We start from the raw sequence: 24,814 nt of genomic DNA, 5'->3' as shown, positions 1-24,814 counted from the left end.
CTATGAGCCAGATGTTATCCACCGTCAGCGAACAGCTCCTGACCCCAGGCGGCCTGACCCTGGACAGCCTGCAGAGCGTGCTGGGTGAATTGGCCGGCCCCGGTATCGATGCGGCCGATCTGTATTTCCAGGGCCAGGTATCCGAAACCTGGGCGCTGGAAGACGGCATCGTCAAGGAAGGCAGCTTCAACCTCGATCAGGGCGTCGGCGTACGCGCCCAGGCCGGTGAAAAAACCGGCTTTGCCTACAGTAACGCGATCAACCTGGAGGCGCTGACCTCCGCTGCCCGTGCCGCGCGTTCAATTTCCCGCGCCGGGCAGAACGGCAGCGTGCAGGCCTTCCGCACACAGCAGGTGCCAGCGCTGTATACGGCGGACAGCCCGCTGGACGTGCTCAGCCGTGCCGAAAAGGTCGAGCTGCTCAAGCGTGTCGATGTGGCTACCCGCGCACTGGACCCGCGTATTCAGCAGGTCAGCGTGAGCATGGCCGGGGTCTGGGAACGCATCCTTGTTGCGGCAGCCGATGGCAGCCTGGCTGCAGACGTGCGCCCGCTGGTGCGCTTCAACGTCAGCGTCATCGTCGAGCAGAATGGCCGCCGCGAGCGGGGCGGGCAGGGCGGTGGCGGGCGTACCGACTACCGCTTCTTCACCGAAGAGCGGGTGATGGGCTATGCCCGCGAGGCCCTGCGGCAGGCGCTGGTAAACCTGGAGGCCATACCGGCGCCGGCAGGTACCCTGCCGGTGGTACTGGGCTCTGGCTGGTCCGGTGTGCTGCTGCACGAGGCTGTGGGCCACGGCCTGGAAGGTGACTTCAACCGCAAGGGCAGTTCGGCGTTCAGTGGCCGCATCGGTCAGAAGGTGGCCTCCAGCCTGTGCACCATCGTCGACGACGGCACCCTGGAAGGGCGGCGCGGTTCGCTGAGCGTGGACGACGAAGGGACCCCGACCGAATGCACCACCCTGATCGAGAACGGGGTGCTGAAGGGCTACATGCAGGACAAGCTCAACGCGCGCCTGATGGGCATGGCGGTGACGGGCAACGGGCGCCGTGAGTCCTACGCCCACCTGCCGATGCCGCGCATGACCAACACCTACATGCGCGCAGGCGAGAGCGACCCGCAGGAAATCATCGCGTCGGTGAAAAAAGGCATCTACTGCGCCAACCTCGGTGGTGGGCAGGTCGATATCACCAGCGGCAAGTTTGTGTTTTCAACCAGTGAGGCTTACCTGATCGAAGACGGCAAGATCACCGCACCGGTAAAGGGCGCTACCCTGATCGGCAATGGCCCGGAAGCCATGAGCCGGGTGTCGATGGTCGGCAACGACCTGGCCCTGGACAGTGGCGTAGGCACCTGCGGCAAGGATGGGCAGTCGGTGCCGGTGGGTGTGGGCCAGCCAACCTTGAAGCTGGACGCAATCACCGTCGGTGGTACCGGCGCGTGAATACGCCCGCAGGCTGCCGGCCGCGGGCGGCCGCTGGCACCCAGGCTGGTGCAGCGGCCGCCTGGAGGGTCAGCACAAGCCGCGCTGCAGCTCGTCGAGGTCGCGGATGTACTTGAATACCTTGCGCGATGCAGCCGGTGGTTTGTTACGTGCCTTCTCGTGCTGGGCGTGGCGCACCAGGGAGCGCAGCTGCTGGCGGTCGGTATCAGGGTATTCGTTGACGAAGCGCTCAAGGTCTTCGTCATTGCCATCGATCAACCGGTCGCGCCAGCGCTCAAGGCCGTGGAAGCGTTCGTTGTACTGGCGCGTGGAGCTGTCCATCTGTTCAAGCAGTGCCTGGATGGCATCCAGGTCCTGTACCCGCATCAACTTGCCGACGAACGACATATGCCGTTTGCGGGCGCCGTGAGCGGTGTGTTTGCTGGCCTCGGCCAGGGCCTTGCGCAGCTCGTCGGTGAGCGGCAGGCGGGCCAGCGTGTCGGCCTTGAGGGTTGTGAGGCGTTCGCCAAGTTCGACCAGCGCGTGCAGTTCACGCTTGATCTGGGTTTTGCTTTTTTCGCCGTCGAAGGCGTCGTCGTTTGAATCAACCATGGGGGCAGTCCGCTTGGGTATTTATGAAAAGTCGCCACGTAGGCACTTTTCGTACAAGGCCTGAAAATTGCCGCCATGATAACCACCCGGGGGCCGCTTGTCCGGCCCGGTCGTAGATTGACCCCCCGGTGAATGCAGAATTTGAGTGGAGATCACCATGAGTGCAGTCCAGAGCGTAGGTCCGAAAGACCTGCCAGCATTGCAGGAGCAGGTTGAGGCGATAATCGCCGAGGCACGCCGCCAGGGCGCCAGCGCTTGCGAAGTGGCGGTGTCGCTGGAGCAGGGCCTGTCCACCACGGTACGCCAGCGGGAAGTTGAAACCGTCGAGTTCAACCGCGATCAGGGCTTTGGCATCACCTTGTATGTGGGCCAGCGCAAGGGTTCGGCCAGCACATCGGCCAGCGGCCCCGACGCGATCAGGGAAACCGTAGCGGCGGCCCTGGCCATTGCCAAACATACCTCCGAGGACGCGTGTTCGGGCCTGGCAGACGCCGCATTGATGGCGCGCGACATTCCAGACCTGGACCTCTACCATGACTGGAACCTGGAGCCCGAGCGGGCCATCGAGATGGCTCTTGCCTGTGAGGCGGCCGCGTTCGATGCCGACCCCCGTATCCTCAATGCCGACGGCACCACCCTCAATACTCACCAGGGCTGCCGTGTGTACGGCAACAGCCATGGCTTCGTCGGCAGTTATGCCTCCACCCGGCATAGCCTGAGCTGCGTGATGATCGCTGAAGGCGATGGCCAGATGCAGCGTGACTACTGGTACGACGTCAACCGTCAAGGCAACCTGCTGGCAGACCCGCGCAGCATTGGCGTGCGCGCTGCCCAGCGTGCGGCCAGCCGCCTGGGCGCGCGCCCGGTGCCCACCTGCGAGGTGCCGGTGCTGTTCTCGGCAGAGTTGGCGGGCGGGCTGTTCGGCAGCTTCCTGGCAGCTGTTTCAGGCGGCAACCTGTACCGCAAGTCGTCCTTCCTCGAAGGGGCGCTGGGCCAGCGCCTGTTTCCGTCCTGGCTGACCCTGGATGAGCGCCCGCACATTCCCCGGGCATTGGGCAGTGCCGCATTCGATGGCGACGGCCTGGCCACGTATGCCAAGCCATTCGTCGACAAAGGCGAGCTGGTGTCCTACCTGCTGGGCACCTATTCCGGCCGCAAGCTGGGGCTGCCGAGCACCGCCAACTCGGGTGGCGTGCACAACCTGTTCGTTACCCATGGTGAAGAAGACCAGGCGGCCCTGATCCGGCGCATGGGGCGTGGCTTGCTGGTAACCGAGCTGATGGGACATGGCCTGAACATGGTAACCGGCGATTACTCCCGCGGTGCTGCAGGCTTCTGGGTTGAAAATGGCGAAATCCAGCACGCTGTGCAAGAAGTGACCATTGCCGGCAACATGAGGGACATGTTCCAGCAAATTGTCGCCATCGGCAGCGATCTCGAGACACGCAGCAATATTCATACAGGCTCGGTGTTGATCGAGCAGATGACGGTAGCGGGCAGTTAACGGCCCCTCGTTTTGTTGGGGCCGCTGTGCGGCCCTTTGTGCTGCAAATCACCAAACCGGCCAAGCGCCGGTTTTTTTTAATCCCACACCCCGCTTGAATTGATTCTATTTATCAATTAATAATGAATATCATTATCCAGTCACCCGGCGATGATGTTCATGAATACCGTCCTACGCGAACTCCCCTACCTGGAAAACTGGCGCTGGTTGAGCCGTCGCATCCGTTGCGCGCTTGAAGCCGATGAGCCGCGCCTGATCGAGCACTACCTTGCCGAGGGCCGCTACCTGGTGTGTTGCACCGAGACCTCGCCATGGACGGTGGCGCTGACTTCCTTCCGCCTGCTGCTCGATACCGCCTGTGACCGCATGCTGCCCTGGCACTGGCGATGCCTGTGCCTGGACCAGGCATGGCGCCCGTTGCTGGACCTGCGCAACCTCGACCGCCAGGAGCAGAACCAGCGCTGGCAACCCTATGCCCTGCAACTGGCTAATTGCCGCCTGTTGCCGTCGATTTCTCCTGAAGAACTGATGCAAGGACTTGATGATGAGTGATACCCGAATCGAGCGCGACAGCATGGGCGAACTGCAGGTGCCTGCCCAGGCCCTGTACGGTGCCCAGACCCAGCGCGCGGTCGACAACTTTCCGGTCAGCGGGCAACGTATGCCGGTGCAGTTCATTCGTGCCCTGCTGCTGGCCAAGGCCGCTGCCGCCAAGGCCAACATCGAGCTGGAGCAACTGCCTGCCGCCCAGGGGCAAGCCATCGTCAAGGCGGTCGAGCAATTGCTGGCCGAAGGCTTCATCGGGCATTTTCCGGTCGATGTGTTCCAGACCGGGTCCGGCACCAGTTCCAACATGAATGCCAACGAGGTGATCGCCACCTTGGCCACTCGCGTGCTGGGCGAAGTGGTCAACCCCAACGATCACGTGAACTGTGGCCAGAGCAGCAATGACATCATCCCCACTACCATCCACGTCAGCGCGGCGTTGGCCTTGCATGAGCAGCTGTTGCCGGCCTTGAGCCACCTGGTGCAGGTGATCGAGCACAAGTCCCAGCAGGTGCATCAGTTCGTGAAGACTGGCCGTACCCACCTGATGGACGCCATGCCCGTGCGCATGAGCCAGGTACTCGATGGCTGGGCCGCCCAGGTCGATGCTGCCAAGGCGCATATCGAGGCCACCTTGCCGAGCCTGCAGGCCCTGGCCCAGGGCGGGACGGCGGTGGGTACCGGGATCAACGCCCACCCGCGCTTCGCCGCCAGCTTTGCCCAGCAGCTCAGCACGCTGACCGGCGTGGCGTTCACCCCTGGGCAGAACCTGTTTGCCCTCATCGGCTCCCAGGACACTGCGGTGGCTTTGTCCGGTCAGCTCAAGACCACTGCCGTGGCATTGATGAAGATTGCCAACGACCTGCGCTGGATGAACTCCGGGCCCCTGGCCGGGTTGGGCGAAATCGAACTGCAGGGGTTACAGCCCGGCTCTTCGATCATGCCTGGCAAGGTCAACCCGGTCATTCCCGAGGCCACGGCCATGGTGGCGGCGCAAGTCATCGGCAATGACGCCACCATCGCCGTGGCCGGGCAGTCCGGCAACTTCGAGTTGAACGTGATGCTGCCCGTCATCGCACGCAACCTGCTGGAGAGCATCGAGCTGATGGCCAATGTCAGCAGGCTGCTCGCGGACAAGGCCATTGCCACCTTCAAGGTCAACGAGGACAAGCTCAAGGAAGCGCTGGCGCGCAACCCGATTCTGGTGACCGCGCTCAACCCGATCATTGGCTACCTCAAGGCTGCCGAAATTGCCAAAACCGCCTACAAGCAGGGGCGCCCCATCATCGACGTCGCGCTGGAGCACACAGACCTGTCCCGCGATCAGCTGCAGGCGTTGCTCGACCCGGAAAAACTCACCGCTGGCGGCATCTGACTCGCGTCACCGCCTGGAGGCCCGTCATGCAGCACTGGAAACGCACCACGCAAGCCGCCAACCGGCTGTTCGAGCAAGGACAGCTGGTCGATGCCCGTGAACATTACCTACAAGCCCTGGCCCTGGCCCAGGTGCTGTTCGAGCGCTGGCATGACGCCGACGAGGCAGTAGCCGCCTTGGTCGTTGCGCACCACAACCTGGCCGACCTGCACCTGCGGCTGAACCAGCCGCAGGAGAGTGCTGATTCCACCAGCGGCTGCTGCAGGCCTGCCAGGACCTGCGCCTGCCCCAGGCACTGCGCGACGCCGCGCTGCGTCACAGTTCGCGCACCTACAGCGAATTGCTCAGTTTCATTGCCGAGTATGGGCAATACCCCCGCACCGAACGTTTGCTCAATCGCCACAGCACTCCGGCCAGCACACGGGTGCCGGATGCAACGCCCAATAACCAGACCTACGGAATCCACTGACATGCCGCATACCTTGCCTGCACTGCCCTACGCCTACGCCGCGCTGGAACCGCACATCGACACGCAGACCATGGAAATTCACCACACCAAGCACCACCAGACCTACGTCAACGGCCTTAACACCGCCGTCGAGGGAACGCAGTGGGCAGAGTGGCCGGTGGAGAAACTGGTGGCAGCGGTAGCGAGCTTGCCCGAAAACCTGCGCGGCGCGGTGACCAACCATGGCGGCGGCCACGCCAACCACAGCCTGTTCTGGACTGTGATGTCGCCACAGGGCGGCGGTGAACCTGAAGGCGAGCTGGCCCAGGCGATCACTGCACAGCTGGGCGGGTTCGAGGCGTTCAAGGACGCCTTTACCAAGGCCGCCTTGACGCGCTTCGGCAGCGGGTGGGCGTGGCTCAGCGTGACCCCGCAGAAAACACTGCTTGTCGAAAGCAGCGGCAACCAGGACAGCCCGTTGATGCACGGCAACACACCCATCCTCGGGCTGGACGTCTGGGAGCACGCGTACTACCTGAAGTACCAGAACCGCCGCCCTGAATACATCGGGGCGTTCTACAACGTCATCGACTGGGCGCAAGTGGAGCGCCGTTACCACGCCGCCATTCAGTGAGTCGCATCGGTATGCCCTCCCAGGTGATGTCGGTTAACAGTGTGCGGTTGTTCAGGTTGGCGCTTGGCACCCTGTTGATGCTGGCTGGCACTGCATTGCTGGTGGCTCGCGGCCTGGCCTGGCTAGACCTCGAGCCGCGCATGTTGCGTGCCCTGCAGGGTGGTGCGCTGTGTGCGCTGGGTACGGCGCTGGGGGCTGTACCGGTGTTGGTCATCCGCAACATGCCGGTGGCGTTGGCCGATACCCTGCTGGGTTTTGGCGCCGGGGTCATGCTCGCCGCCACGGCCTTTTCGCTGATCGTGCCAGGGCTCGAGGCCGCGCAAGCCATCGGGTTCAGCGCGTGGGGCGCCGGCGGCTTGATCAGTGCCGGCCTGTTGGGCGGTGCACTGTGCCTGTTCCTGATAGACCTCAGAATCTCCAGTGCTTCGCCCCAGGCGCTCGTGGCGTCCCAGGGGCAGCCCGTGATTGCAGCGCGCATCTGGTTGTTCGTATTCGCGATCATTGCCCACAACATTCCCGAGGGCATGGCCATTGGCGTATCAGCTGGGGGTGGCATGGCCGATGCCGACAGCCTGGCCATGGGCATTGCCCTGCAGGACGTGCCCGAAGGCCTGGTTATCGCGTTGGTGCTGGCTGGTGCAGGGATGCCACGCTTCAAGGCGTTTCTCATCGGTGCTGCATCCGGGCTGGTGGAGCCGGTGGCCGCGGTGATCTGCGCCTGGCTGGTGAACGTGGCGGAACTGCTCTTGCCGCTGGGGCTCGCGTGCGCTGCAGGTGCGATGCTGTTGGTCGTCACGCAGGAGATCATCCCGGAGTCACGCAGCAATGGTCATCATCGCCTGGCCAGCCTGGGGCTGTGTACGGGCTTCTGCCTGATGATGGTGATGGACACTGCGATGTCCTGACCACACCTTGTCGCCGAAGGATCGGCGACAAGGTTGCGGCGGCCCCGCCGATTTACTCGCCTTCGTCGAAGAAGTTCTCGATCAGCGCTACCAGGGCGTCCATGGCTTGCTGGTCCTGCTCGCCTTCGGTGTGCAGGTGCACCTGTGTGCCCTTGCCGGCCGCCAGCATCATCACGGCCATGATGCTCTTGCCGTCTACCAGCTTGTCCGGCGCCCGGCCAACCTTGACTTGGCAGGGGAAGCGGCCAGCAACACCGACGAACTTGGCTGCCGCCCGGGCATGCAGCCCCAGCTTGTTGATGATGGTGATTTCACGGGCGGGCATGGCGTGGCGGATCCTTGGGCTAGAGGTCGCGGTGACGGACCTGAACGTTTTTCAGGGTTTGCTGCAGCAACTGGCCAAGACGTTCGGTGATGTATACCGAACGGTGGTGGCCACCGGTGCAGCCGATGGCAATGGTAACGTAGGCCCGGTTGCTGGCGGCGAAGCGGGGTAGCCACTTGAGCAGGTAGCTGGAGATGTCGTTGAACATCTCCTGCACATCGGGTTGCGCAGTAAGGTAATCGATCACCGGCTGCTCCAGCCCGGAGTGCTCCCGCAGCTCAGGTTTCCAGTACGGGTTGGGCAGGCAGCGCACGTCGAATACCAAGTCGGCATCAACCGGCATGCCACGCTTGAAGCCAAACGACTCGACCAAAAACGCCGTACCCGGTTCGGGGGTGTCCAGCAGGCGCAGCTTGATCGAATCCCGCAGTTGGTACAGGTTCAAACGTGTGGTATCGATCTTGAGGTCGGCCAGGTCGGCGATGGGGCCCAGCAATTCGCGCTCCACACGTATGGCTTCTGCCAGCGAGCGGTCGGCGTTGGTCAGCGGGTGGCGGCGACGGGTTTCGGAAAAACGCTTGAGCAGCGTGTCCTCATCGGCGTCCAGGTACAACACATCGCACTTGATGTGCCGGGCCCGGGCCTCCTCGAGCAGTTCGGGGAAGCGCGACAGGTGGCTGGGCAGGTTGCGCGCGTCAATCGAAACGGCCACCTTGGGTTGCGGCAGTTCGGTGTTCAACAGGGCGGTTTCTGCCAGTTGCGGCAACAACCTGGCGGGCAGGTTGTCGATGCAGTAGAAACCGTTGTCTTCCAGGACATCGAGGGCGGTGCTCTTGCCGGAGCCAGACCGGCCGCTGACGATGATCAGGCGCATGTTCAGTGCTCGTTCTGTACGTCCAGGACAACCTGGAACAGGGCCTCACTGCTGGGGGCCGCACGCAGGCGCTCGCGAACCTCTTTGCGATCGAGCATGCTGGCAATCTGGCGCAGCAGCTCCAGGTGAGCATCGGTGGCGGCCGCGGGTACCAGCAACACGAACAGCAGGTCCACGGGGGCGCCGTCGATGGCGTCGTAATCGATAGGGGCTTCGAGGTGCAGCAAGGCACTGACCGGGGTTGTGCAGCCTTCGAGCCGGCAATGGGGAATGGCAATGCCATTACCGAAACCGGTGGAGCCGAGCTTTTCCCGAGCGATCAGTTTTTCGAAGACAGTTTGCCCGTCCAGTTCTGGCACTTCTTTGGCAATCAGCTCGGCGACCTTTTCAAGGGCGCGTTTCTTGCTGCCGCCCGGCGCGTTCGCGAGGGAACGGCCGGGGGTCAGGATGGTTTCAAGTCGGATCATGGATGAGGGGGATCAGCGGGCAGCCGCACCTTGCAGCAGGCTTTGCTGTTTTTCCTTGTGTTTTTTCAGTTGACGGTCGAGCTTGTCGGCCAAGGCGTCGATCGCTGCATACATGTCTTCGTGTTCGGCATTCGCTACCACTTCACCGCCGGGAATCTGCAAGGTCGCCTCGACCTTTTGCTGCAGCTTCTCGACCTTCATGATGACCTGCACGTTGGTGATCTTGTCGAAGTGACTCTCCACGCGGGCGAGCTTTTCAAGCACATAATCGCGCAGTGGCTGGGTGACTTCTACATGCTGTCCACTGATATTGACTTGCATACAGCTTCTCCTTTTGTTGCCCGTGCATAAAGAGGCAGGTGTTGCACCTGCCACACAAACGCTGTGGCGCATCTCAGGGTTACATCAGTCGCTTGCGCTCGCTCGACGGTGCAATGCCGAGGGACTCGCGGTACTTGGCGACGGTACGACGGGCTACCTGGATGCCTTGTGCCTCCAGTAAACCAGCGATCTTGCTGTCGCTCAATGGCTTTTTCTGATTTTCCGCGGCAACCAGTTTCTTGATGATCGCGCGGATCGCCGTGGACGAGCATTCGCCGCCTTCTGCAGTGCTCACATGGCTGGAGAAAAAGTATTTCAGTTCGTAGATGCCGCGCGGGGTGTGCATGTACTTTTGCGTGGTAACCCGGGAAATGGTCGACTCGTGCATGCCTACCGCTTCGGCAATGTCATGCAGTACCAGGGGTTTCATGGCCTCGTCACCGTGGTCGAGGAAGCCGCGCTGGTGTTCGACGATCTGGGTGGCCACTTTCATCAGGGTTTCGTTGCGGCTCTGCAGGCTCTTGATGAACCAACGCGCCTCCTGCAACTGGTTGCGCATGAAGGTGTTGTCGGCGCTGGTGTCGGCACGGCGTACAAAGCCTGCGTACTGCGCGTTCACGCGTAGGCGCGGGATGGCTTCCTGGTTCAGTTCCACCAGCCAGCGCTCGCTGTCCTTGCGCACGATCACGTCGGGCACCACGTATTCGGGCTCGCTGGACTCGATCTGCGAGCCGGGGCGGGGGTTGAGGCTCTGCACCAGCTCGATCACCTGGCGCAGTTCGTCTTCCTTGAGCTTCATGCGGCGCATCAGCTGGCTGTAGTCGCGGCTACCCAGCAGGTCGATGAAGTCGCTGACCAGGCGCATGGCTTCGGCCATCCACGGGGTACTGCCAGGCAGCTGGCGCAGTTGCAGCAGCAGGCATTCGCCCAGGGTGCGGGCGCCTACCCCAGCGGGCTCGAACTGCTGGACACGGTGCAGCACCGCTTCGACTTCATCCAGTTCGATGTCCAGTTCGGGGTCGAAACCTGCACAGATTTCCTCAAGGGTGTCTTCCAGGTAGCCCTGGCCGTTGATGCTGTCGATCAAGGTGACCGCGATGAGGCGGTCGGTGTCGGACATGGGCGCCAGGTTCAACTGCCACAACAGGTGGCTTTGCAGGCTCTCGCCCGCGGACGTGCGGGTGGTGAAATCCCATTCGTCATCATCGTTGCTGGGCAGGCTGCTGGCGCTGGTTTGGTAGATGTCTTCCCACGCGGTATCCACGGGAAGCTCGTTGGGGATGCGCTCGCTCCACTCACCGTCTTCCATGTTTTCGGTGCTGACGGTGGTTTCCTGGAAGCTGTTGTCCTGCGTTTCGGCGGCCGGCTTGTTTTCGGCGTTGTCGGCCATCGGGTCGTTGTTGTCGAAGTCGTCGCCGTCTTCCTGGCGTTCGAGCATCGGGTTCGACTCCAGGGCTTCCTGGATTTCCTGCTGCAGGTCCAGGGTGGAAAGCTGGAGCAGGCGGATGGCCTGTTGCAACTGCGGTGTCATCGTCAGTTGCTGGCCCATTTTTAGGACGAGCGATGGTTTCATGGCAGGGGCTTGGTACCTTGTTCGCCGGCGCGCATGCGCCATCCACTACACGAGGGCGCCGGGGCGCCAAATCAAGCAAGTTTTATGCCTTAAATTGTAGCGTTTGCCTAGAGCACTGTAACAACTTGACCCGCAATAGATAGGCTTTTTTGCCGTGCCCCAGGCCCGCCCCGGGATCAGAGGCGGAACTCGTGGCCCAGGTACACCTCTTTGACCAGATCGTTGGCCAGGATCGTTTCTGCATCCCCTTCGGCGATCAGGCGGCCATCGTTGACGATATAGGCGGTTTCGCAGATATCCAGGGTTTCACGCACGTTGTGATCGGTGATCAGCACGCCGATACCCTTGGCCTTGAGGTGGTGAATGATCTGCTTGATGTCGCCTACCGAAATCGGGTCGACGCCGGCGAAGGGTTCGTCCAGCAAGATGAACTTGGGCGCGGTGGCCAGTGCGCGGGCAATTTCGACGCGTCGACGCTCACCACCGGACAGGCTCATGCCCAGGTTGTCGCGGATGTGGCTGATGTGAAATTCCTGCAACAGGCTTTCCAGCTCCTGGCGACGGCCTTCGCGGTCGAGGTCCTTGCGGGTTTCCAGGATGGCCTTGATGTTGTCTGCCACGGACAGCTTGCGGAAGATTGACGCTTCCTGCGGCAGGTAGCCGATACCCGCGCGGGCGCGCCCGTGCATGGGCTGGTGGCTGACATCGAGGTTGTCGATCAGCACACGGCCCTGTTCGGCCTGGACCAGCCCGACAATCATGTAGAAGCAGGTGGTCTTGCCGGCGCCGTTGGGGCCGAGCAGGCCCACGATCTGGCCGCTGTCGATGGACAGGCTGACGTCACGTACCACCTGCCGGCCCTTGTAGCTCTTGGCCAGGTGCTGGGCTTTGAGGGTTGCCATTTACTCGGCCTTCTTCTTGGGCTGGATCACCATGTCGATGCGCTGACGCGGTGTGGTCACATTGCCGCCACGACCTGCGGTGGCAACCTGGGTCTGGGTGTTGTAGACGATCTTCTCGCCTTCGGTGGTGTTGCCTTCGTTTTCGACCTTGGCGCGGTCGGTGAGCACTACCAGGTCCTTTTGCGACTGATACTGGATGGTCACGCCCCAGCCTTTCATCTTGTCGGCTTTGGCGGCGCTCTGCTGCTGCTCGAAGTAGGCCAGGTTGCCCACCGAGGTCACCACGTCGATATCGCCAGAAGCGGTACGGGTGATGGTCACGGTATTGCCTTTGATCATCATCGAACCCTGGGTGATGATGACGTCGCCGGTATAGGTGGCCACGCCTTTCTTGTCGTCCAGGTGAGCGTTGTCGGCCTGGATGCGAATGGGCTGATCACGGTCGTTTGGCAGGGCGAGGGCGCTCGCGCTTCCCAGTGCTGCGCTCAGGCTGAGCAAAAGGGGGAGGGTTTTAACGAGCCTCATACTGTCCTCTTACGTTAGAGAGCAGGTCCATCCTGCCTTCTTTCAAATACGCTTTCATACCTTTGCCCGTAGTCGTGCCACCGGCGCCGTCGATTCTAACGGCTTGCTCGGTCTGCGCATATTCCTTCTGCGGGAACACGGTCATGCGCGAGCTGGTAATGATGGTTTCACGCTTCTTTTCGTCCGTGCGGGCGATCCGCACGTTGTCGATCAGTTCGACCTCGCTGCCGTCAGGGTTGACCTCGGCGCGCACGCTCTGTACATGCCACGGGTACTCCGTACCGCGATACATGTGCAAGTCCGGAGTGGTCAGCAGTGTGACTTCGCTGGCCTTCAGGTGTTCGACCTTGTCGGCGGTCATTTCGTACTGCAGCTTGCCGTCTGGCAAGAACTGCACGCTGTGGGCATTGATGGCGTAGTAGTCGATGGCGCTTTCGTCCACCTGCGCCGCGGGCTGCTCCAGGAAGCTCTCGGGGCTGACGTTCCAGTAGCCGACGGCTACCAGCAGGGCGGCGATGGCCCCGAGCAGCACGATGTTTCTGGCTTTCTTGCTGAACATGGGCAACCTTACAGATAGTTGGCGTTGGCAGCGTCCAGGGTGCCCTGGGCCTGCATGATGAGTTCGCAGAATTCGCGGGCGGCACCCTCGCCACCCCGTGCCTGCGTGACGCCATGGGCGTGCTGGCGCACAAACGGTGCCGCGCTGGCTACCGCCATGCCCAGTGCCACCCGGCGGATAACCGGCAAGTCGGGCAGGTCATCGCCCAGGTAGGCCACTTGATCATAGCTCAGGCCCAGCTCGGCGAGCAGGCCGTCAAGCACGACCAGTTTGTCTTCGCGCCCTTGAAACAGATGCGGGATGCCGAGGTTCTTCGCCCGCCGCTCGACGACCGGTGTCTTGCGCCCGCTGATGATGGCGGTGGTCACGCCAGAGGCCATGAGCATTTTTATGCCCTGGCCATCCAGTGTATTGAAGCTCTTGAACTCGCTCCCGTCTTCGAGGAAATACAGGCGCCCGTCGGTGAGTACGCCGTCCACGTCGAACACGGCCAGCTTGACGCCTTTGCCCCGTTGCATGAGGTCCTGGTGCATTGCATCGCTCCTTTACAGTACGCCGGCACGCAGCAGGTCGTGCATGTTCAGGGCGCCGGTAGGGCGGTCCTGCCCGTCTACGACCACCAGGGCGCCCACCTTGTTGTCTTCCATGATCTTCAGCGCCTCGGCCGCCAGCATCTCGGCACGGGCGGTTTTGCCGTGCACGGTCATGACGTCTTCGATCAGGGTGGTATGCACGTCGATGTTGCGGTCCAGGCTGCGGCGCAGGTCACCGTCGGTGAACACCCCGGCCAGCGTGCCATCGGTTTCGACGATGACGGTCATGCCCAAACCTTTGCGGGACATTTCAAGGAGTGCTTCCTTGAGCAGGGTGCCGCGGGCGACCTGCGGCAGTTCGTCGCCCGCGTGCATCACGTTCTCGACCTTGAGCAGCAAGCGCCGGCCCAGGGCGCCGCCTGGGTGGGAGAAGGCGAAGTCTTCAGCAGTGAAGCCACGGGCTTCGAGCAGGGCGATGGCCAGGGCGTCGCCCAGCACCAGCGATGCTGTGGTGGACGATGTCGGCGCCAGGTTCAGCGGGCAGGCTTCGTGTTCGACGCCGGCGTCGAGGTTGACGTCGGCGGCCTGGGCCAGCGGTGAAGCCGGGTTGCCGGTCAGGCTGACCAGCTTGATGCCCAGGCGCTTGATAAGCGGCAGCAGGGTAATGATTTCGGCCGTGCTGCCCGAGTTCGACAGGGCCAGGATGACGTCATCGCGCGTAATCATGCCCATGTCGCCATGGCTGGCTTCGGCCGGGTGCACGAAGAAAGCTGGTGTGCCAGTGCTGGCCAGGGTGGCGGCGATCTTGTTGCCGATGTGCCCGGACTTGCCCATGCCCACCACGACCACGCGGCCCTTGCTGGCCAGGATCAGCTCGCAGGCCTTGACGAAGGTAGCGTCGATGCGCGCCAACAGGGCCTCTACAGCCTCGAGTTCCAGGCGCAGGGTGCGTTGGGCGGATTGGATCAGCTCGCTGGATTGGCTCATGTCGAAAAAGCGGTGCCTGATGAAAAGGCGCCGATTATAGCGGTATTGAATGAAACCCTCACGCTTTCGATTGTCGTAGGCAATGTACCCCCAGGCTGTCGTGACGCTGAACGACGCGTTTGGCAGCCTTGGGGCGGCGCTGCCAGCGGTGCTATAGTTCGCCGCTATTCAGCCTGCCCAGGGGCGTGTGCCTTCCAGATGAAGGCCGACGTCCACTAGGACGAGGCTGCACTAGCAAGGAGTCTAGATGAGTGTGGATAGCGCCTGTGCGGTCGAGTTGAAGGGGGTTTCCTTCAAACGGGGTTCGCGCAGCATTTTCAACAATGTCGACATCCGCATCCCACGCGGAAAGGTCACTGGCATCATGGGGCCATCCGGGTGCGGCAAAACCACATTGCTGCGTCTGATGGGCGCCCAGTTGCGCCCATCCAGCGGCGAAGTGTGGGTCGCCGGGCAAAACCTGCCGACGCTGTCGCGCAGCGACCTGTTCGACGCGCGCAAGCAGATGGGCGTGCTGTTCCAGAGTGGCGCGCTGTTCACCGACCTGGATGTGTTCGAGAACGTCGCTTTCCCGCTGCGCGTGCATACCCAGCTGCCGGATGAAATGATCCGCGACATCGTGTTGATGAAGCTGCAGGCCGTGGGCCTGCGCGGTGCCATCGATCTGATGCCGGATGAGCTGTCGGGCGGTATGAAACGCCGCGTGGCGCTGGCCAGGGCGATTGCGCTGGACCCGCAGATCCTCATGTACGACGAGCCGTTCGTCGGCCAGGACCCGATCGCCATGGGTGTGCTGGTGCGGCTGATCCGCCTGCTCAACGATGCCCTGGGCATCACCAGCATCGTCGTGTCCCATGACCTGGCAGAAACCGCCAGCATCGCCGATTACATCTATGTGGTGGGTGATGGCCAGGTGCTGGGGCAGGGCACCCCCGACGAGTTGATGGGGTCGGATAACCCGCGTATCCGCCAGTTCATGAAAGGCGACCCGGATGGCCCTGTACCCTTCCACTTCCCTGCGCCCGATTACCGCGCCGATCTGCTGGGGGCGCGCTGATGCGTAGAAAATCCATGCTTGAGCGCGTGCGCCTGTTCGGCCGCGCGGCAATCGATGTAGTGGCCGTGCTGGGGCGCTCCTGCCTGTTCCTGTTCCATGCCCTGGTCGGTCGCGGTGGCATTGGCGGCGGTTTCCAGCTGCTGACCAGGCAACTGTACTCAGTGGGTGTGTTGTCGTTAGCCATCATCGTGGTGTCCGGTACCTTCATTGGCATGGTGCTGGCCCTGCAGGGCTACAGCATCCTCACCAAATACGGTTCGGAGCAGGCGGTGGGCCAGATGGTCGCCCTTACCCTGCTGCGCGAGCTTGGTCCGGTCGTCACCGCCCTGCTGTTCGCAGGCCGCGCCGGGTCCGCGCTCACGGCTGAAATCGGCAACATGAAGTCCACCGAGCAGCTGTCGAGCCTTGAAATGATCGGCGTCGACCCACTCAAGTACATCGTTGCCCCGCGCCTGTGGGCCGGCTTCATCTCGCTACCGTTGCTGGCACTGATCTTCAGCGTGGTGGGCATCTGGGGCGGGTCGTGGGTGGCAGTCGACTGGCTGGGCGTCTACGAGGGCTCGTTCTGGGCCAACATGCAGAACAGTGTTTCGTTCACTGACGACGTGCTCAACGGGTTGATAAAGAGCCTGGTGTTCGCCTTCGTCACCACCTGGATCGCCGTATTCCAGGGGTATGACTGTGAGCCCACCTCAGAAGGGATCAGCCGTGCCACTACCAGGACCGTGGTCTATGCCTCGCTGGCTGTACTGGGTCTGGACTTTATTCTGACCGCCTTGATGTTTGGAGATTTCTGATGCAAAACCGCACCCTGGAAATCGGTGTAGGCCTGTTTCTGTTGGCCGGGATCCTGGCGTTGCTGCTGCTGGCCCTGCGTGTCAGCGGCCTGTCGGCAAGCCCGACCAGCGATACCTATAAAGTTTACGCCTACTTCGACAATATCGCCGGTTTGACTGTCAGAGCCAAGGTGACCATGGCCGGTGTCACCATCGGCAAAGTCACCGCCATCGACCTGGACCGTGATTCCTTCACCGGTCGGGTGACCTTGCAGCTGGACAAGTCGGTGAACAACCTGCCGACCGATTCCACTGCATCGATCCTGACCGCAGGCCTGTTGGGTGAGAAGTACATCGGCATCAGCGTAGGCGGCGAGGAAGAGGTGCTCAAGGACGGCGGTACCATCCATGACACCCAGTCCGCGCTGGTGCTGGAAGATCTGATTGGCAAGTTCCTGCTCAACACTGTTGGCAAGGAACCCCGAGACGCGCAACCGGCTAATTGAGGAGTTTCCATGATATCGATTCTGCGACGTGGCTTGCTGGTCCTGCTGGCAGCCTTGCCTCTCATGAGCATGGCTGCCCAGTCCCCTCATGACGTGATTCAAAGCACCACCAATGAATTGCTGGGTGACCTGAAGGCCAACAAGCAGCAGTATCAGGCCAACCCCAGCGCGTTCTACGACGCGCTGAACCGCATCCTGGGCCCGGTGGTGGATGCCGATGGCATCTCGCGCAGCATCATGACCGTCAAGTACTCGCGCAAGGCCAGCCCTGAGCAGATGCAGCGCTTCCAGGAAAACTTCAAGCGCAGCCTGATGCAGTTCTACGGCAACGCCCTGCTGGAGTACAACAACCAGGGCATCGTGGTGGATCCGGCTAAGTCTGACGATGGTAAACGTGCCAGTGTCGGCATGAAGGTCACCGGTAACAACGGTGCGGTGTACCCGGTGCAGTACACGCTGGAGAACATCGCTGGCGAATGGAAGGTGCGTAACGTCATCGTCAATGGCATCAACATCGGCAAGCTGTTCCGCGATCAGTTCGCTGACGCCATGCAGCGCAATGGCAACAACCTGGACAAGACCATCGACGGCTGGGCGGGTGAAGTGGCCAAGGCCAAGCAAACCGCCGACAGTTCGCCAGAAAAGGCCGTCAAATGAGTGAAGCGACCGCGAGCATGAGCGAGCCAGGCGTGGTCCGCCTTGCCGGCGTGCTGGACTACCGCAGCGGGCCTGCCTTGCGTAAGCAGGGCAAGGCATTGATAGCGGGCAGCGAGGGCGTGGACGTGGTGATCGATTGCTCCGCCGTGCAGCGCTCCACCAGCGTCGGGCTTTCGTTGCTGCTGGCGTTCATGCGCGATGCCGGCGCTGCCGGCAAGCGTTGCCAGGTGCGCGGCATGCCCGATGACATGCGGGAAATCGCCGAGGTGTACGACCTCGACGAGGTGCTGGCCACCTGATGGCTCTGCTGGGATGATGGCCCCTCGGTCAGCGAACCCGTTGTTGGGCTTCGCAGGCGAGGGGCTTTTTTGTATGATGGCCGACCCGTGCGCATCGGGCGCCGATTGAGGTTGAGCATGCAGGCCATAGAAGTTAAAAGCTTCCTTGAAGAAAAATTGCCGGGTTCCCGGGTCGAAGTTGAAGGCGAAGGCTGCAACTTCCAGCTGAACGTGATCAGCGACGAGTTGGCCGGCCTGAGCCCGGTCAAACGCCAGCAGGCGATTTACGCTCACCTGAATCCGTGGATCGCCAACGGCAGCATCCATGCGGTAACCATGAAATTTTTCAGCAGCGCAGCCTGGGCTGAGCGCACCTGAGCCAACTTGGCGGCGAGATTCCAATGGACAAACTGATTATTACTGGTGGCGCTCGCCTTGATGGCGAGATCCGCATTTCGGGCGCGAAGAACGCAGCCCTGCCCATTCTGGCTGCGACCTTGCTGGCCGATGGCCCGGTCACCGTGGGCAACCTGCCGCACCTGCACGACATCACCACCATGATCGAGCTGTTCGGTCGCATGGGCATCGAGCCTGTGATCGACGAAAAGCTGGCGGTGGAAATCGACCCTCGTACCATCAAGACCCTGGTCGCACCCTACGAGCTGGTGAAAACCATGCGTGCCTCCATTCTGGTGCTCGGCCCCATGGTTGCCCGTTTCGGCGAGGCCGAGGTGGCGTTGCCAGGCGGTTGCGCCATTGGCTCGCGACCTGTCGACCTGCACATTCGTGGCCTGGAGGCCATGGGCGCGAAGATCGAGGTTGAAGGTGGCTACATCAAGGCCAAGGCGCCTGAGGGTGGCCTGCGCGGTGCGCACTTCTTCTTCGATACCGTAAGTGTGACCGGTACCGAGAACATCATGATGGCCGCAGCGCTGGCCAACGGCCGCAGTGTGCTGCAGAACGCGGCCCGCGAGCCGGAAGTGGTCGACCTGGCCAACTTCATCAACGCCATGGGCGGCAATGTGCAGGGCGCCGGCACCGATACCATCACCATCGAGGGTGTTGCGCGGCTGGGTTCGGCCCACTACCGCGTCATGCCGGACCGCATCGAAACCGGCACCTACCTGGTGGCCGCTGCCGTTACCGGTGGCCGCGTCAAGGTCAAGGACACCGACCCCACCATCCTTGAGGCGGTTCTGGAAAAGCTCAAGGAAGCAGGCGCCGACATCACCACCGGTGAGGACTGGATCGAGCTGAACATGCACGGCAAGCGGCCGAAAGCCGTCAACCTGCGCACGGCCCCGTACCCAGCGTTCCCGACCGACATGCAGGCGCAGTTCATTTCGCTCAACGCCATTGCCGAAGGCACCGGTGCGGTGATCGAAACGATCTTCGAAAACCGCTTCATGCACGTGTACGAAATGCACCGCATGGGCGCGCAGATTCAGGTCGAGGGCAACACTGCCATCGTGACCGGCGTCAACGCCCTGAAAGGTGCCCCGGTAATGGCCACCGACCTGCGTGCATCCGCCAGCCTTGTGCTCTCGGCACTGGTGGCCGAAGGCGACACCTTGATCGATCGCATCTACCACATCGACCGTGGCTATGAGTGCATCGAGGAAAAACTGCAGATGCTCGGCGCCAAGATCCGCCGCGTACCGGGCTGATTGCCCTGGGGCGCAAGGACGCGCCGTTCGAATTGAATGCGGCCAGGTGCACCACCTGGCCGGCAGTAGCTGCTTAAGGACCGACGTTCCAATGTTGACCATCGCGCTTTCCAAAGGCCGTATTCTCGACGATACCCTGCCATTGCTGGCCGAGGCCGGTATCGTTCCCACCGAGAACCCGGACAAGAGCCGCAAGCTGATCATCCCGACCACGCAGGACGACGTGCGCCTGCTGATCGTGCGTGCCACCGACGTGCCGACCTATGTCGAACACGGCGCCGCCGACCTGGGTGTGGCAGGCAAGGACGTGCTGATGGAGTACGGTGGGCAGGGCCTTTACGAGCCCCTGGATCTGCAGATTGCCCGCTGCAAGCTGATGACCGCTGGCGTGGTCGGCGCGCCCGAGCCCAAGGGCCGCCTGCGCGTGGCCACCAAGTTCGTGAACGTGGCCAAGCGTTACTATGCCGAGCAGGGTCGCCAGGTCGACATCATCAAGCTGTATGGCTCGATGGAGCTGGCACCCCTGATCAACCTGGCCGACAAGATCATCGATGTGGTCGACACCGGTAACACCTTGCGTGCCAATGGCCTGGAGCCCCAGGAAATGATCGCGCACATCAGCTCGCGCCTGGTGGTCAACAAGGCCTCCATGAAAATGCAGCACGCCCGCATCCAGAGCCTGATCGACACGCTGCGCCAAGCGGTCGAATCGCGACACCGCGGCTGACGACTTCCTGCGCGCAGCGTTGGCTGTCGCGCCCGTCTATCCGCGTCATAGCCACTTTTCTCGGGTGCCCGTGCGGATGGACTGGTAGCCTAGGGCGCCTGAGCATTCGCTATCAATCGAGGCCCTCGCCATGACCGTGTCCACCGCAATTGCCCGTCTCAACGCTGCTGACCCGGATTTCGCTCGGCATCTGGATCATCTGCTGAGCTGGGAGAGCGTGTCCGACGAAGCGGTCAACCAGCGTGTACTCGATATCATCAAGGCCGTGCGTGAGCGTGGCGATGCTGCCCTTGTAGAGTTCACCCAGCGTTTCGACGGGGTAGAGGCTAGCTGCATCGACGACCTCATTCTGGGCCGCGAGCGCCTTGCACTGGCGCTTACCCGCATCACCGACGAGCAGCGTGCAGCCCTTGAGAAGGCAGCCGACCGCGTGCGCATGTACCACGAGCGGCAGAAGCAGGACTCGTGGCAGTACACCGAGGCTGACGGTACCGTGCTGGGGCAGAAGGTCACGCCATTGGACCGCGCCGGCCTTTATGTGCCGGGTGGCAAGGCGTCCTACCCGTCCTCGGTGCTGATGAACGCGATTCCGGCCAAGGTGGCGGGTGTCACCGAAGTGGTCATGGTGGTGCCGACCCCGCGTGGCGAGGTCAACGAGCTGGTGCTGGCCGCAGCCTGCATTGCCGGTGTGGACCGAGTGTTCACGGTGGGCGGCGCCCAGGCGGTGGCTGCCCTGGCCTATGGCACCGAGAGCGTGCCCCAGGTGGACAAGATCGTCGGCCCGGGCAACATCTACGTGGCCACCGCCAAGCGCCACGTGTTCGGCCAGGTAGGCATCGACATGATCGCCGGGCCGTCGGAAATTCTCGTGGTGTGTGACGGCCAGACCGACCCGGACTGGATTGCCATGGACCTGTTCTCCCAGGCAGAGCACGACGAAGACGCCCAGGCCATTCTGGTCAGCCCGGATGCCGATTTCCTCGACCGCGTGGCAGCCAGCATCAGCAAGTTGCTGCCGACCATGGAACGCGCCGAGATCATCGAGAAATCGGTGAATGGTCGCGGCGCCCTGATCCAGGTGCGGGACATGCAGCAGGCAATCGAGGTGGCCAACCGTATCGCCCCTGAGCACCTGGAGTTGTCGGTGGCTGACCCGCAGGCCTGGTTGCCGTACATTCGCCACGCCGGTGCGATCTTCATGGGCCGCCACACCAGCGAAGCGCTGGGCGACTATTGCGCAGGCCCCAACCACGTGCTGCCCACCTCCGGCACTGCGCGCTTCTCGTCGCCGCTGGGGGTGTACGACTTCCAGAAGCGTTCGTCGATCATCTATTGCTCCGAGCAGGGCGCCTCCGAACTGGGCCGCACTGCCTCGGTACTGGCCCGCGGTGAGTCCCTGACCGCCCACGCCCGTAGCGCCGAATACCGCATCCTGAGCCAAGAGAAGGGGAACTGAGCATGAGTCGATTCTGGAGCCCTTTCGTCAAGGACCTGGTGCCTTACGTCCCCGGCGAGCAGCCCAAGCTGGCGCGCCTGGTCAAGCTCAATACCAACGAGAACCCCTACGGCCCATCGCCTAAAGCGGTGGAAGCCATGCGCGGGGAGCTGGGCGAAAACCTGCGCCTCTACCCGGACCCCAACGGTGACCGCCTCAAGCAGGCGGTCGCGGAGTACTACGGCGTCGCCCCGGCGCAGGTATTCGTAGGTAACGGCTCGGACGAGGTGCTGGCGCACATCTTCCATGGCCTGTTCCAGCACGACGCGCCGCTGCTGTTCCCGGACATCAGCTACAGCTTCTACCCGGTGTACTGCGGCCTGTATGGCATCGCCTTCGAACAGGTGCCGTTGGATGAGCAGTTCCAGATCCGCGTGGAGGATTACCGCAAGCCGAACGCGGGCATCATCTTCCCCAACCCCAACGCGCCCACTGGCTGCCTGTTGCCTCTGCAGGCCGTGGAGCAGTTGCTGCAGGCCAGCCCGGATTCGGTGGTGGTGGTGGATGAAGCCTACATCGACTTTGGCGGCGAAACGGCCATCAGCCTGGTAAACCGCTACGACAACCTGCTGGTGACCCAGACCCTGTCGAAATCGCGGTCGTTGGCCGGCCTGCGGGTTGGGTTGGCGGTGGGCCACCCGGACCTGATCGAGGCGCTGGAGCGGATCAAGAACAGCTTCAACTCGTACCCGCTGGACCGCGCCGCCATCGTCGGCGCGGCAGTGGCATTCGAGGACCGCGCCTATTTCGACCAGACCTGCCGCAAGGTCATCGACAGCCGCGAAAAGCTGGTCGCGCAGCTGCAGGCCAAGGGCTTCGAAGTGCTGCCGTCTGCTGCCAACTTTGTATTCGCCCGCCATCCACAACAGGATGCCGGGGAGTTGGCGGCGCGTTTGCGCGAGCAAGGCGTGATCGTGCGCCACTTCAAGCAGGCGCGTATTGATCAGTTCCTGCGCATTACCATCGGTACGCCTGAGATGAACCAGGCATTGCTGGATGCACTGGGCTGACATTATCCACACAGCTAGGGGCTGGCCGGGATAAGGTGCGGTGCAAACCGGCTACCCCACCTTATCTGGCGATAAACGATTGTTGAGCGGTCAGAGATGCATTATTTTGATCGCTAATTCGTCCGATGACTGGATGTACCGATGTCCTTGTTAATAAAACGCTCGTTGGTTGAGCAGGCGGTGGACCAGTTGCGCGAGCGTATCTCGCAAGGCGCCTGGTTGGTCGGTGAGCGGCTGCCCACGGAGCCTGAACTGGCCCTTCAGTTGGGGATCAGCCGCAATACCGTGCGCGAGGCCATGCGCGTGCTGGCATTCAGTGGCTTGGTGGAAATCCGCCAGGGGGATGGCAGCTACCTGCGCACCGCTCAGGACCCTTTGCACGCTGTACAGGCCATGACCCAGTGCACTCCTGAGCAGGCACGGGAAACCCGCCACATTCTGGAAACCGAGGCCATTGCACTGGCAGCCCTGCGCCGTACCGACACGGATCTGCAGCGCCTGCGGGAGGCCCTGAAGGGCAGCGCCGGCCATTTCCACGGTGATGTGGACGCCTACGTCGCCTGTGACCTGGTGTTCCACCAGCGTCTGGTCGATGCGGCCCACAACCCGGCACTCAGTGAGCTGTACCGCTATTTTTCCGGTGTGGTGGCTGCGGCCTTGCAGCACAACATGGCCACGGTCCCCCGTTGCCAAGCCACGTTCGACCTGCATGGGCAAATCCTCGACGCTATCGAACAACGCGATGCCCAGCGGGCCAAGCGCCTGAGCCGTACCCTCATCGAATCCTGATACGAGAAGCCCATGTCTGATTCCACGATCCGTACCAACCCACCCGGCACGGCGGACCTCGACCCGTTGCTGATCGATGCCGAGGCCGATGACGAGCAGGTGCAGGCGCAACCGGCGGTTACGCCGCGCCCCTGGCTGCTGCTGCTCGGCCTGGTGCTGGTGGCATTGAACCTGCGCCCGGCGTTGTCGAGCATGGCACCCGTGTTGGGCCAGGTGTCCGACGGGCTGGGGCTCAGCGCCGCCCAGGCCGGGTTGCTGACCACCTTGCCGGTGTTGTGCCTGGGCCTGTTCGCGCCACTGGCGCCGTTACTGGCGCGTCGTCTGGGCAGCGAGCGCGTGGTGCTGGTGATTCTTGTCACCCTGGCGCTGGGCATTGTGCTGCGCAGTACGCTGGGGGCAACAGGGCTGTTCATGGGTAGCCTGGTGGCAGGGGCCAGCATCGGCATTATCGGGGTCTTGCTACCCGGTATCGTCAAGCGTGACTTCCCTCAGCATGCTGGAACCCTGACGGGCGTGTACACCATGGCCTTGTGCCTCGGCGCAGCCATGGCGGCCGGGGCCACGGTGCCGCTGGCCCAGTATTTCGATAACAGCTGGGCCCTGGGGCTAGGGTTCTGGATGCTGCCCGCCTTGGTGGCCATGTTGGTGTGGCTGCCCCAGGCTCGCCAAGGCCACGGCCAGCACAAGGTTGCTTACCGCGTGCGCGGCCTGTGGCGCGACCCGCTGGCCTGGCAGGTGACGTTGTACATGGGCCTGCAGTCGTCACTGGCCTATATCGTCTTTGGCTGGTTGCCGTCGATTCTGATCGGGCGTGGCCTTAGCCCCACGCAAGCAGGGCTGGTGCTATCGGGTTCGGTGATCGTGCAACTGGCAAGCTCCCTTGCAGCCCCCTGGCTGGCCACGCGTGGCAAAGACCAGCGGCTGGCGATCGTGCTGGTCATGCTGGTGACCCTCTGTGGGTTGTTCGGTTGCCTGTATGCGCCGCTCTCCGGGCTGTGGGGCTGGGCGGTGGTGCTGGGGTTGGGGCAGGGTGGCACGTTCGCCCTGGCGCTGACCTTGATCGTGCTGCGCTCCCGGGATGCCCATGTGGCGGCCAACCTGTCGAGCATGGCTCAGGGCGTGGGTTATACCCTGGCGTCCATGGGGCCCTTCGCGGTAGGGCTGGTGCACGACCTGACCGGTGGCTGGGCAGCTCTGGGCTGGGTATTTGCGATTATCGGCCTGGGGGCCATCGTGTTCGGCCTGGGGGCCGGGCGTGCCCTGCATGTCCAGGTCACCAGCGAGAAGGTCTGAAAGGCCGCTGGCGCACGCGAGCCGGGCGGATTATCGTGCGGTTTTGCC

The 24,814-nt window shown here is 62.7% G+C and carries 29 protein-coding genes and 1 pseudogene; 19 read left to right on the top strand and 11 right to left on the bottom strand.

All coding sequences use genetic code 11. The features are described 5' to 3' along the window. The first annotated feature begins 2 nt into the window (after nucleotides 1-2). A complete protein-coding gene (tldD, locus tag APH25_RS13065; RefSeq protein ID WP_060482225.1) occupies nucleotides 3-1,442 on the top strand; it encodes a metalloprotease TldD in 1,440 nt (479 codons plus the stop codon). A gap of 69 nt (nucleotides 1,443-1,511) precedes the next feature. On the opposite strand, the gene yjgA is transcribed toward tldD, so the two are convergent. Further along, nucleotides 1,512-2,033 (bottom strand): ribosome biogenesis factor YjgA, encoded by a 522-nt coding sequence (yjgA, locus tag APH25_RS13060; RefSeq protein ID WP_060482224.1) that lies wholly within the window; start codon nucleotides 2,031-2,033, stop codon nucleotides 1,512-1,514. A 157-nt stretch (nucleotides 2,034-2,190) separates the two neighbouring features. On the opposite strand from yjgA, the gene pmbA reads away from it, so the two are divergent. The 6 genes and pseudogenes from pmbA to APH25_RS13035 all read left to right on the top strand — a co-directional run bounded on the left by pmbA (nucleotide 2,191) and on the right by APH25_RS13035 (nucleotide 7,445). After that, the gene (gene pmbA / locus APH25_RS13055; RefSeq protein ID WP_060482223.1) at nucleotides 2,191-3,537 is read left to right on the top strand and encodes a metalloprotease PmbA; all 1,347 of its coding nucleotides are present in this window, start codon (nucleotides 2,191-2,193) and stop codon (nucleotides 3,535-3,537) included. A gap of 150 nt (nucleotides 3,538-3,687) precedes the next feature. Beyond that, nucleotides 3,688-4,089 (top strand): hypothetical protein, encoded by a 402-nt coding sequence (locus tag APH25_RS13050; protein WP_028631538.1) that lies wholly within the window; start codon nucleotides 3,688-3,690, stop codon nucleotides 4,087-4,089. Continuing rightward, entirely contained in the window at nucleotides 4,082-5,458 is a 1,377-nt protein-coding gene (locus APH25_RS13045; protein ID WP_060482222.1) for a lyase family protein, read from the top strand. Before APH25_RS13050 ends, APH25_RS13045 begins: the two co-directional genes overlap by 8 nt. Nucleotides 5,459-5,484: 26 nt before the next feature. After that, nucleotides 5,485-5,927: pseudogene (locus APH25_RS24965) on the top strand (hypothetical protein). A gap of 1 nt (nucleotide 5,928) precedes the next feature. Then, nucleotides 5,929-6,540 (top strand): superoxide dismutase, encoded by a 612-nt coding sequence (locus APH25_RS13040; protein ID WP_060482221.1) that lies wholly within the window; start codon nucleotides 5,929-5,931, stop codon nucleotides 6,538-6,540. Between the two features lie 11 nt (nucleotides 6,541-6,551). Beyond that, complete coding sequence (locus tag APH25_RS13035; protein WP_028631534.1) at nucleotides 6,552-7,445, top strand: ZIP family metal transporter; 894 nt, start codon at nucleotides 6,552-6,554, stop codon at nucleotides 7,443-7,445. Nucleotides 7,446-7,497: 52 nt separating this feature from the next. On the opposite strand, the gene APH25_RS13030 is transcribed toward APH25_RS13035, so the two are convergent. The 10 genes from APH25_RS13030 to APH25_RS12985 all read right to left on the bottom strand — a co-directional run bounded on the left by APH25_RS13030 (nucleotide 7,498) and on the right by APH25_RS12985 (nucleotide 14,511). Next, nucleotides 7,498-7,770 carry an HPr family phosphocarrier protein gene (locus APH25_RS13030; protein WP_028631533.1) on the bottom strand — a complete coding sequence of 91 codons (273 nt, stop codon included), beginning with the start codon at nucleotides 7,768-7,770 and terminating at the stop codon, nucleotides 7,498-7,500. Between the two features lie 19 nt (nucleotides 7,771-7,789). Beyond that, the gene (gene rapZ / locus APH25_RS13025; RefSeq protein WP_060482220.1) at nucleotides 7,790-8,644 is read right to left on the bottom strand and encodes an RNase adapter RapZ; all 855 of its coding nucleotides are present in this window, start codon (nucleotides 8,642-8,644) and stop codon (nucleotides 7,790-7,792) included. A gap of 2 nt (nucleotides 8,645-8,646) precedes the next feature. After that, nucleotides 8,647-9,111 carry a PTS IIA-like nitrogen regulatory protein PtsN gene (gene ptsN, locus APH25_RS13020; RefSeq protein ID WP_028631531.1) on the bottom strand — a complete coding sequence of 155 codons (465 nt, stop codon included), beginning with the start codon at nucleotides 9,109-9,111 and terminating at the stop codon, nucleotides 8,647-8,649. 12 nt (nucleotides 9,112-9,123) lie between these two features. Beyond that, nucleotides 9,124-9,432, bottom strand: a complete 309-nt coding sequence (gene hpf / locus APH25_RS13015; protein ID WP_003255135.1) for a ribosome hibernation-promoting factor, HPF/YfiA family — start codon at nucleotides 9,430-9,432, stop codon at nucleotides 9,124-9,126. A 79-nt stretch (nucleotides 9,433-9,511) separates the two neighbouring features. After that, nucleotides 9,512-11,005 (bottom strand): RNA polymerase factor sigma-54, encoded by a 1,494-nt coding sequence (locus tag APH25_RS13010; protein WP_060482219.1) that lies wholly within the window; start codon nucleotides 11,003-11,005, stop codon nucleotides 9,512-9,514. A 176-nt stretch (nucleotides 11,006-11,181) separates the two neighbouring features. Beyond that, nucleotides 11,182-11,907, bottom strand: coding sequence for an LPS export ABC transporter ATP-binding protein (gene lptB, locus APH25_RS13005; protein ID WP_028631529.1), 726 nt, complete (start codon nucleotides 11,905-11,907; stop codon nucleotides 11,182-11,184). Then, nucleotides 11,908-12,432 carry a lipopolysaccharide transport periplasmic protein LptA gene (gene lptA / locus APH25_RS13000; protein ID WP_028631528.1) on the bottom strand — a complete coding sequence of 175 codons (525 nt, stop codon included), beginning with the start codon at nucleotides 12,430-12,432 and terminating at the stop codon, nucleotides 11,908-11,910. Further along, entirely contained in the window at nucleotides 12,419-12,991 is a 573-nt protein-coding gene (lptC, locus tag APH25_RS12995; RefSeq protein ID WP_028631527.1) for an LPS export ABC transporter periplasmic protein LptC, read from the bottom strand. The genes lptA and lptC overlap by 14 nt, the downstream gene beginning before the upstream one ends. A gap of 8 nt (nucleotides 12,992-12,999) precedes the next feature. Then, on the bottom strand, nucleotides 13,000-13,524 hold the full coding sequence (locus APH25_RS12990; protein WP_028631526.1) for an HAD family hydrolase: 525 nt from the start codon (nucleotides 13,522-13,524) through the stop codon (nucleotides 13,000-13,002). Between the two features lie 12 nt (nucleotides 13,525-13,536). After that, a complete protein-coding gene (locus APH25_RS12985; RefSeq protein ID WP_060482218.1) occupies nucleotides 13,537-14,511 on the bottom strand; it encodes an SIS domain-containing protein in 975 nt (324 codons plus the stop codon). Nucleotides 14,512-14,758: 247 nt separating this feature from the next. Here APH25_RS12985 and APH25_RS12980 point away from each other — a divergent pair, with 247 nt between their 5' ends. The 12 genes from APH25_RS12980 to APH25_RS12925 all read left to right on the top strand — a co-directional run bounded on the left by APH25_RS12980 (nucleotide 14,759) and on the right by APH25_RS12925 (nucleotide 24,766). Further along, on the top strand, nucleotides 14,759-15,568 hold the full coding sequence (locus tag APH25_RS12980; RefSeq protein ID WP_028631524.1) for an ATP-binding cassette domain-containing protein: 810 nt from the start codon (nucleotides 14,759-14,761) through the stop codon (nucleotides 15,566-15,568). Then, the gene (mlaE, locus tag APH25_RS12975) at nucleotides 15,568-16,365 is read left to right on the top strand and encodes a lipid asymmetry maintenance ABC transporter permease subunit MlaE (protein WP_028631523.1); all 798 of its coding nucleotides are present in this window, start codon (nucleotides 15,568-15,570) and stop codon (nucleotides 16,363-16,365) included. The genes APH25_RS12980 and mlaE overlap by 1 nt, the downstream gene beginning before the upstream one ends. Next, nucleotides 16,365-16,850, top strand: a complete 486-nt coding sequence (gene mlaD / locus APH25_RS12970; RefSeq protein WP_028631522.1) for an outer membrane lipid asymmetry maintenance protein MlaD — start codon at nucleotides 16,365-16,367, stop codon at nucleotides 16,848-16,850. Before mlaE ends, mlaD begins: the two co-directional genes overlap by 1 nt. 9 nt (nucleotides 16,851-16,859) lie before the next feature. After that, nucleotides 16,860-17,507, top strand: coding sequence for a phospholipid-binding protein MlaC (locus APH25_RS12965; RefSeq protein ID WP_060482217.1), 648 nt, complete (start codon nucleotides 16,860-16,862; stop codon nucleotides 17,505-17,507). After that, on the top strand, nucleotides 17,504-17,806 hold the full coding sequence (locus APH25_RS12960) for a lipid asymmetry maintenance protein MlaB (protein WP_060482216.1): 303 nt from the start codon (nucleotides 17,504-17,506) through the stop codon (nucleotides 17,804-17,806). Before APH25_RS12965 ends, APH25_RS12960 begins: the two co-directional genes overlap by 4 nt. Before the next feature lie 117 nt (nucleotides 17,807-17,923). After that, complete coding sequence (locus tag APH25_RS12955; RefSeq protein ID WP_028631519.1) at nucleotides 17,924-18,163, top strand: BolA family protein; 240 nt, start codon at nucleotides 17,924-17,926, stop codon at nucleotides 18,161-18,163. A 23-nt stretch (nucleotides 18,164-18,186) separates the two neighbouring features. Continuing rightward, complete coding sequence (gene murA, locus APH25_RS12950) at nucleotides 18,187-19,452, top strand: UDP-N-acetylglucosamine 1-carboxyvinyltransferase (protein WP_028631518.1); 1,266 nt, start codon at nucleotides 18,187-18,189, stop codon at nucleotides 19,450-19,452. 91 nt (nucleotides 19,453-19,543) lie between these two features. Further along, nucleotides 19,544-20,179 (top strand): ATP phosphoribosyltransferase, encoded by a 636-nt coding sequence (gene hisG / locus APH25_RS12945; protein ID WP_028631517.1) that lies wholly within the window; start codon nucleotides 19,544-19,546, stop codon nucleotides 20,177-20,179. A 130-nt stretch (nucleotides 20,180-20,309) separates the two neighbouring features. Next, a complete protein-coding gene (hisD, locus tag APH25_RS12940; protein WP_060482215.1) occupies nucleotides 20,310-21,635 on the top strand; it encodes a histidinol dehydrogenase in 1,326 nt (441 codons plus the stop codon). 2 nt (nucleotides 21,636-21,637) lie between these two features. Continuing rightward, nucleotides 21,638-22,684, top strand: a complete 1,047-nt coding sequence (hisC, locus tag APH25_RS12935) for a histidinol-phosphate transaminase (RefSeq protein WP_060482214.1) — start codon at nucleotides 21,638-21,640, stop codon at nucleotides 22,682-22,684. 141 nt (nucleotides 22,685-22,825) lie between these two features. Then, nucleotides 22,826-23,473: a FadR/GntR family transcriptional regulator gene (locus APH25_RS12930; RefSeq protein WP_060482213.1), complete on the top strand. Its 648-nt coding sequence runs from the start codon at nucleotides 22,826-22,828 to the stop codon at nucleotides 23,471-23,473. A 12-nt stretch (nucleotides 23,474-23,485) separates the two neighbouring features. Next, nucleotides 23,486-24,766: an MFS transporter gene (locus APH25_RS12925; protein ID WP_060482212.1), complete on the top strand. Its 1,281-nt coding sequence runs from the start codon at nucleotides 23,486-23,488 to the stop codon at nucleotides 24,764-24,766. The last annotated feature ends 48 nt before the right edge of the window (nucleotides 24,767-24,814 follow it).

This window comes from Pseudomonas sp. NBRC 111119 (assembly GCF_001320125.1).
GTDB classification, from domain to species: domain Bacteria; phylum Pseudomonadota; class Gammaproteobacteria; order Pseudomonadales; family Pseudomonadaceae; genus Aquipseudomonas; species Aquipseudomonas parafulva.
The sequence above is the reverse complement of the archived record's forward strand: the minus strand, read 5'-3'. Positions and strand labels throughout refer to the sequence as shown.

Coding starts and splice junctions, on each gene's coding strand:
- tldD (WP_060482225.1), top strand. CDS start 3: ATGAGCCAGATGTTATCCACCGTCAGCGAACAGCTCCTGACCCCAGGC.
- yjgA (WP_060482224.1), bottom strand. CDS start 2,033: ATGGTTGATTCAAACGACGACGCCTTCGACGGCGAAAAAAGCAAAACC.
- pmbA (WP_060482223.1), top strand. CDS start 2,191: ATGAGTGCAGTCCAGAGCGTAGGTCCGAAAGACCTGCCAGCATTGCAG.
- APH25_RS13050 (WP_028631538.1), top strand. CDS start 3,688: ATGATGTTCATGAATACCGTCCTACGCGAACTCCCCTACCTGGAAAAC.
- APH25_RS13045 (WP_060482222.1), top strand. CDS start 4,082: ATGAGTGATACCCGAATCGAGCGCGACAGCATGGGCGAACTGCAGGTG.
- APH25_RS13040 (WP_060482221.1), top strand. CDS start 5,929: ATGCCGCATACCTTGCCTGCACTGCCCTACGCCTACGCCGCGCTGGAA.
- APH25_RS13035 (WP_028631534.1), top strand. CDS start 6,552: ATGCCCTCCCAGGTGATGTCGGTTAACAGTGTGCGGTTGTTCAGGTTG.
- APH25_RS13030 (WP_028631533.1), bottom strand. CDS start 7,770: ATGCCCGCCCGTGAAATCACCATCATCAACAAGCTGGGGCTGCATGCC.
- rapZ (WP_060482220.1), bottom strand. CDS start 8,644: ATGCGCCTGATCATCGTCAGCGGCCGGTCTGGCTCCGGCAAGAGCACC.
- ptsN (WP_028631531.1), bottom strand. CDS start 9,111: ATGATCCGACTTGAAACCATCCTGACCCCCGGCCGTTCCCTCGCGAAC.
- hpf (WP_003255135.1), bottom strand. CDS start 9,432: ATGCAAGTCAATATCAGTGGACAGCATGTAGAAGTCACCCAGCCACTG.
- APH25_RS13010 (WP_060482219.1), bottom strand. CDS start 11,005: ATGAAACCATCGCTCGTCCTAAAAATGGGCCAGCAACTGACGATGACA.
- lptB (WP_028631529.1), bottom strand. CDS start 11,907: ATGGCAACCCTCAAAGCCCAGCACCTGGCCAAGAGCTACAAGGGCCGG.
- lptA (WP_028631528.1), bottom strand. CDS start 12,432: ATGAGGCTCGTTAAAACCCTCCCCCTTTTGCTCAGCCTGAGCGCAGCA.
- lptC (WP_028631527.1), bottom strand. CDS start 12,991: ATGTTCAGCAAGAAAGCCAGAAACATCGTGCTGCTCGGGGCCATCGCC.
- APH25_RS12990 (WP_028631526.1), bottom strand. CDS start 13,524: ATGCACCAGGACCTCATGCAACGGGGCAAAGGCGTCAAGCTGGCCGTG.
- APH25_RS12985 (WP_060482218.1), bottom strand. CDS start 14,511: ATGAGCCAATCCAGCGAGCTGATCCAATCCGCCCAACGCACCCTGCGC.
- APH25_RS12980 (WP_028631524.1), top strand. CDS start 14,759: ATGAGTGTGGATAGCGCCTGTGCGGTCGAGTTGAAGGGGGTTTCCTTC.
- mlaE (WP_028631523.1), top strand. CDS start 15,568: ATGCGTAGAAAATCCATGCTTGAGCGCGTGCGCCTGTTCGGCCGCGCG.
- mlaD (WP_028631522.1), top strand. CDS start 16,365: ATGCAAAACCGCACCCTGGAAATCGGTGTAGGCCTGTTTCTGTTGGCC.
- APH25_RS12965 (WP_060482217.1), top strand. CDS start 16,860: ATGATATCGATTCTGCGACGTGGCTTGCTGGTCCTGCTGGCAGCCTTG.
- APH25_RS12960 (WP_060482216.1), top strand. CDS start 17,504: ATGAGTGAAGCGACCGCGAGCATGAGCGAGCCAGGCGTGGTCCGCCTT.
- APH25_RS12955 (WP_028631519.1), top strand. CDS start 17,924: ATGCAGGCCATAGAAGTTAAAAGCTTCCTTGAAGAAAAATTGCCGGGT.
- murA (WP_028631518.1), top strand. CDS start 18,187: ATGGACAAACTGATTATTACTGGTGGCGCTCGCCTTGATGGCGAGATC.
- hisG (WP_028631517.1), top strand. CDS start 19,544: ATGTTGACCATCGCGCTTTCCAAAGGCCGTATTCTCGACGATACCCTG.
- hisD (WP_060482215.1), top strand. CDS start 20,310: ATGACCGTGTCCACCGCAATTGCCCGTCTCAACGCTGCTGACCCGGAT.
- hisC (WP_060482214.1), top strand. CDS start 21,638: ATGAGTCGATTCTGGAGCCCTTTCGTCAAGGACCTGGTGCCTTACGTC.
- APH25_RS12930 (WP_060482213.1), top strand. CDS start 22,826: ATGTCCTTGTTAATAAAACGCTCGTTGGTTGAGCAGGCGGTGGACCAG.
- APH25_RS12925 (WP_060482212.1), top strand. CDS start 23,486: ATGTCTGATTCCACGATCCGTACCAACCCACCCGGCACGGCGGACCTC.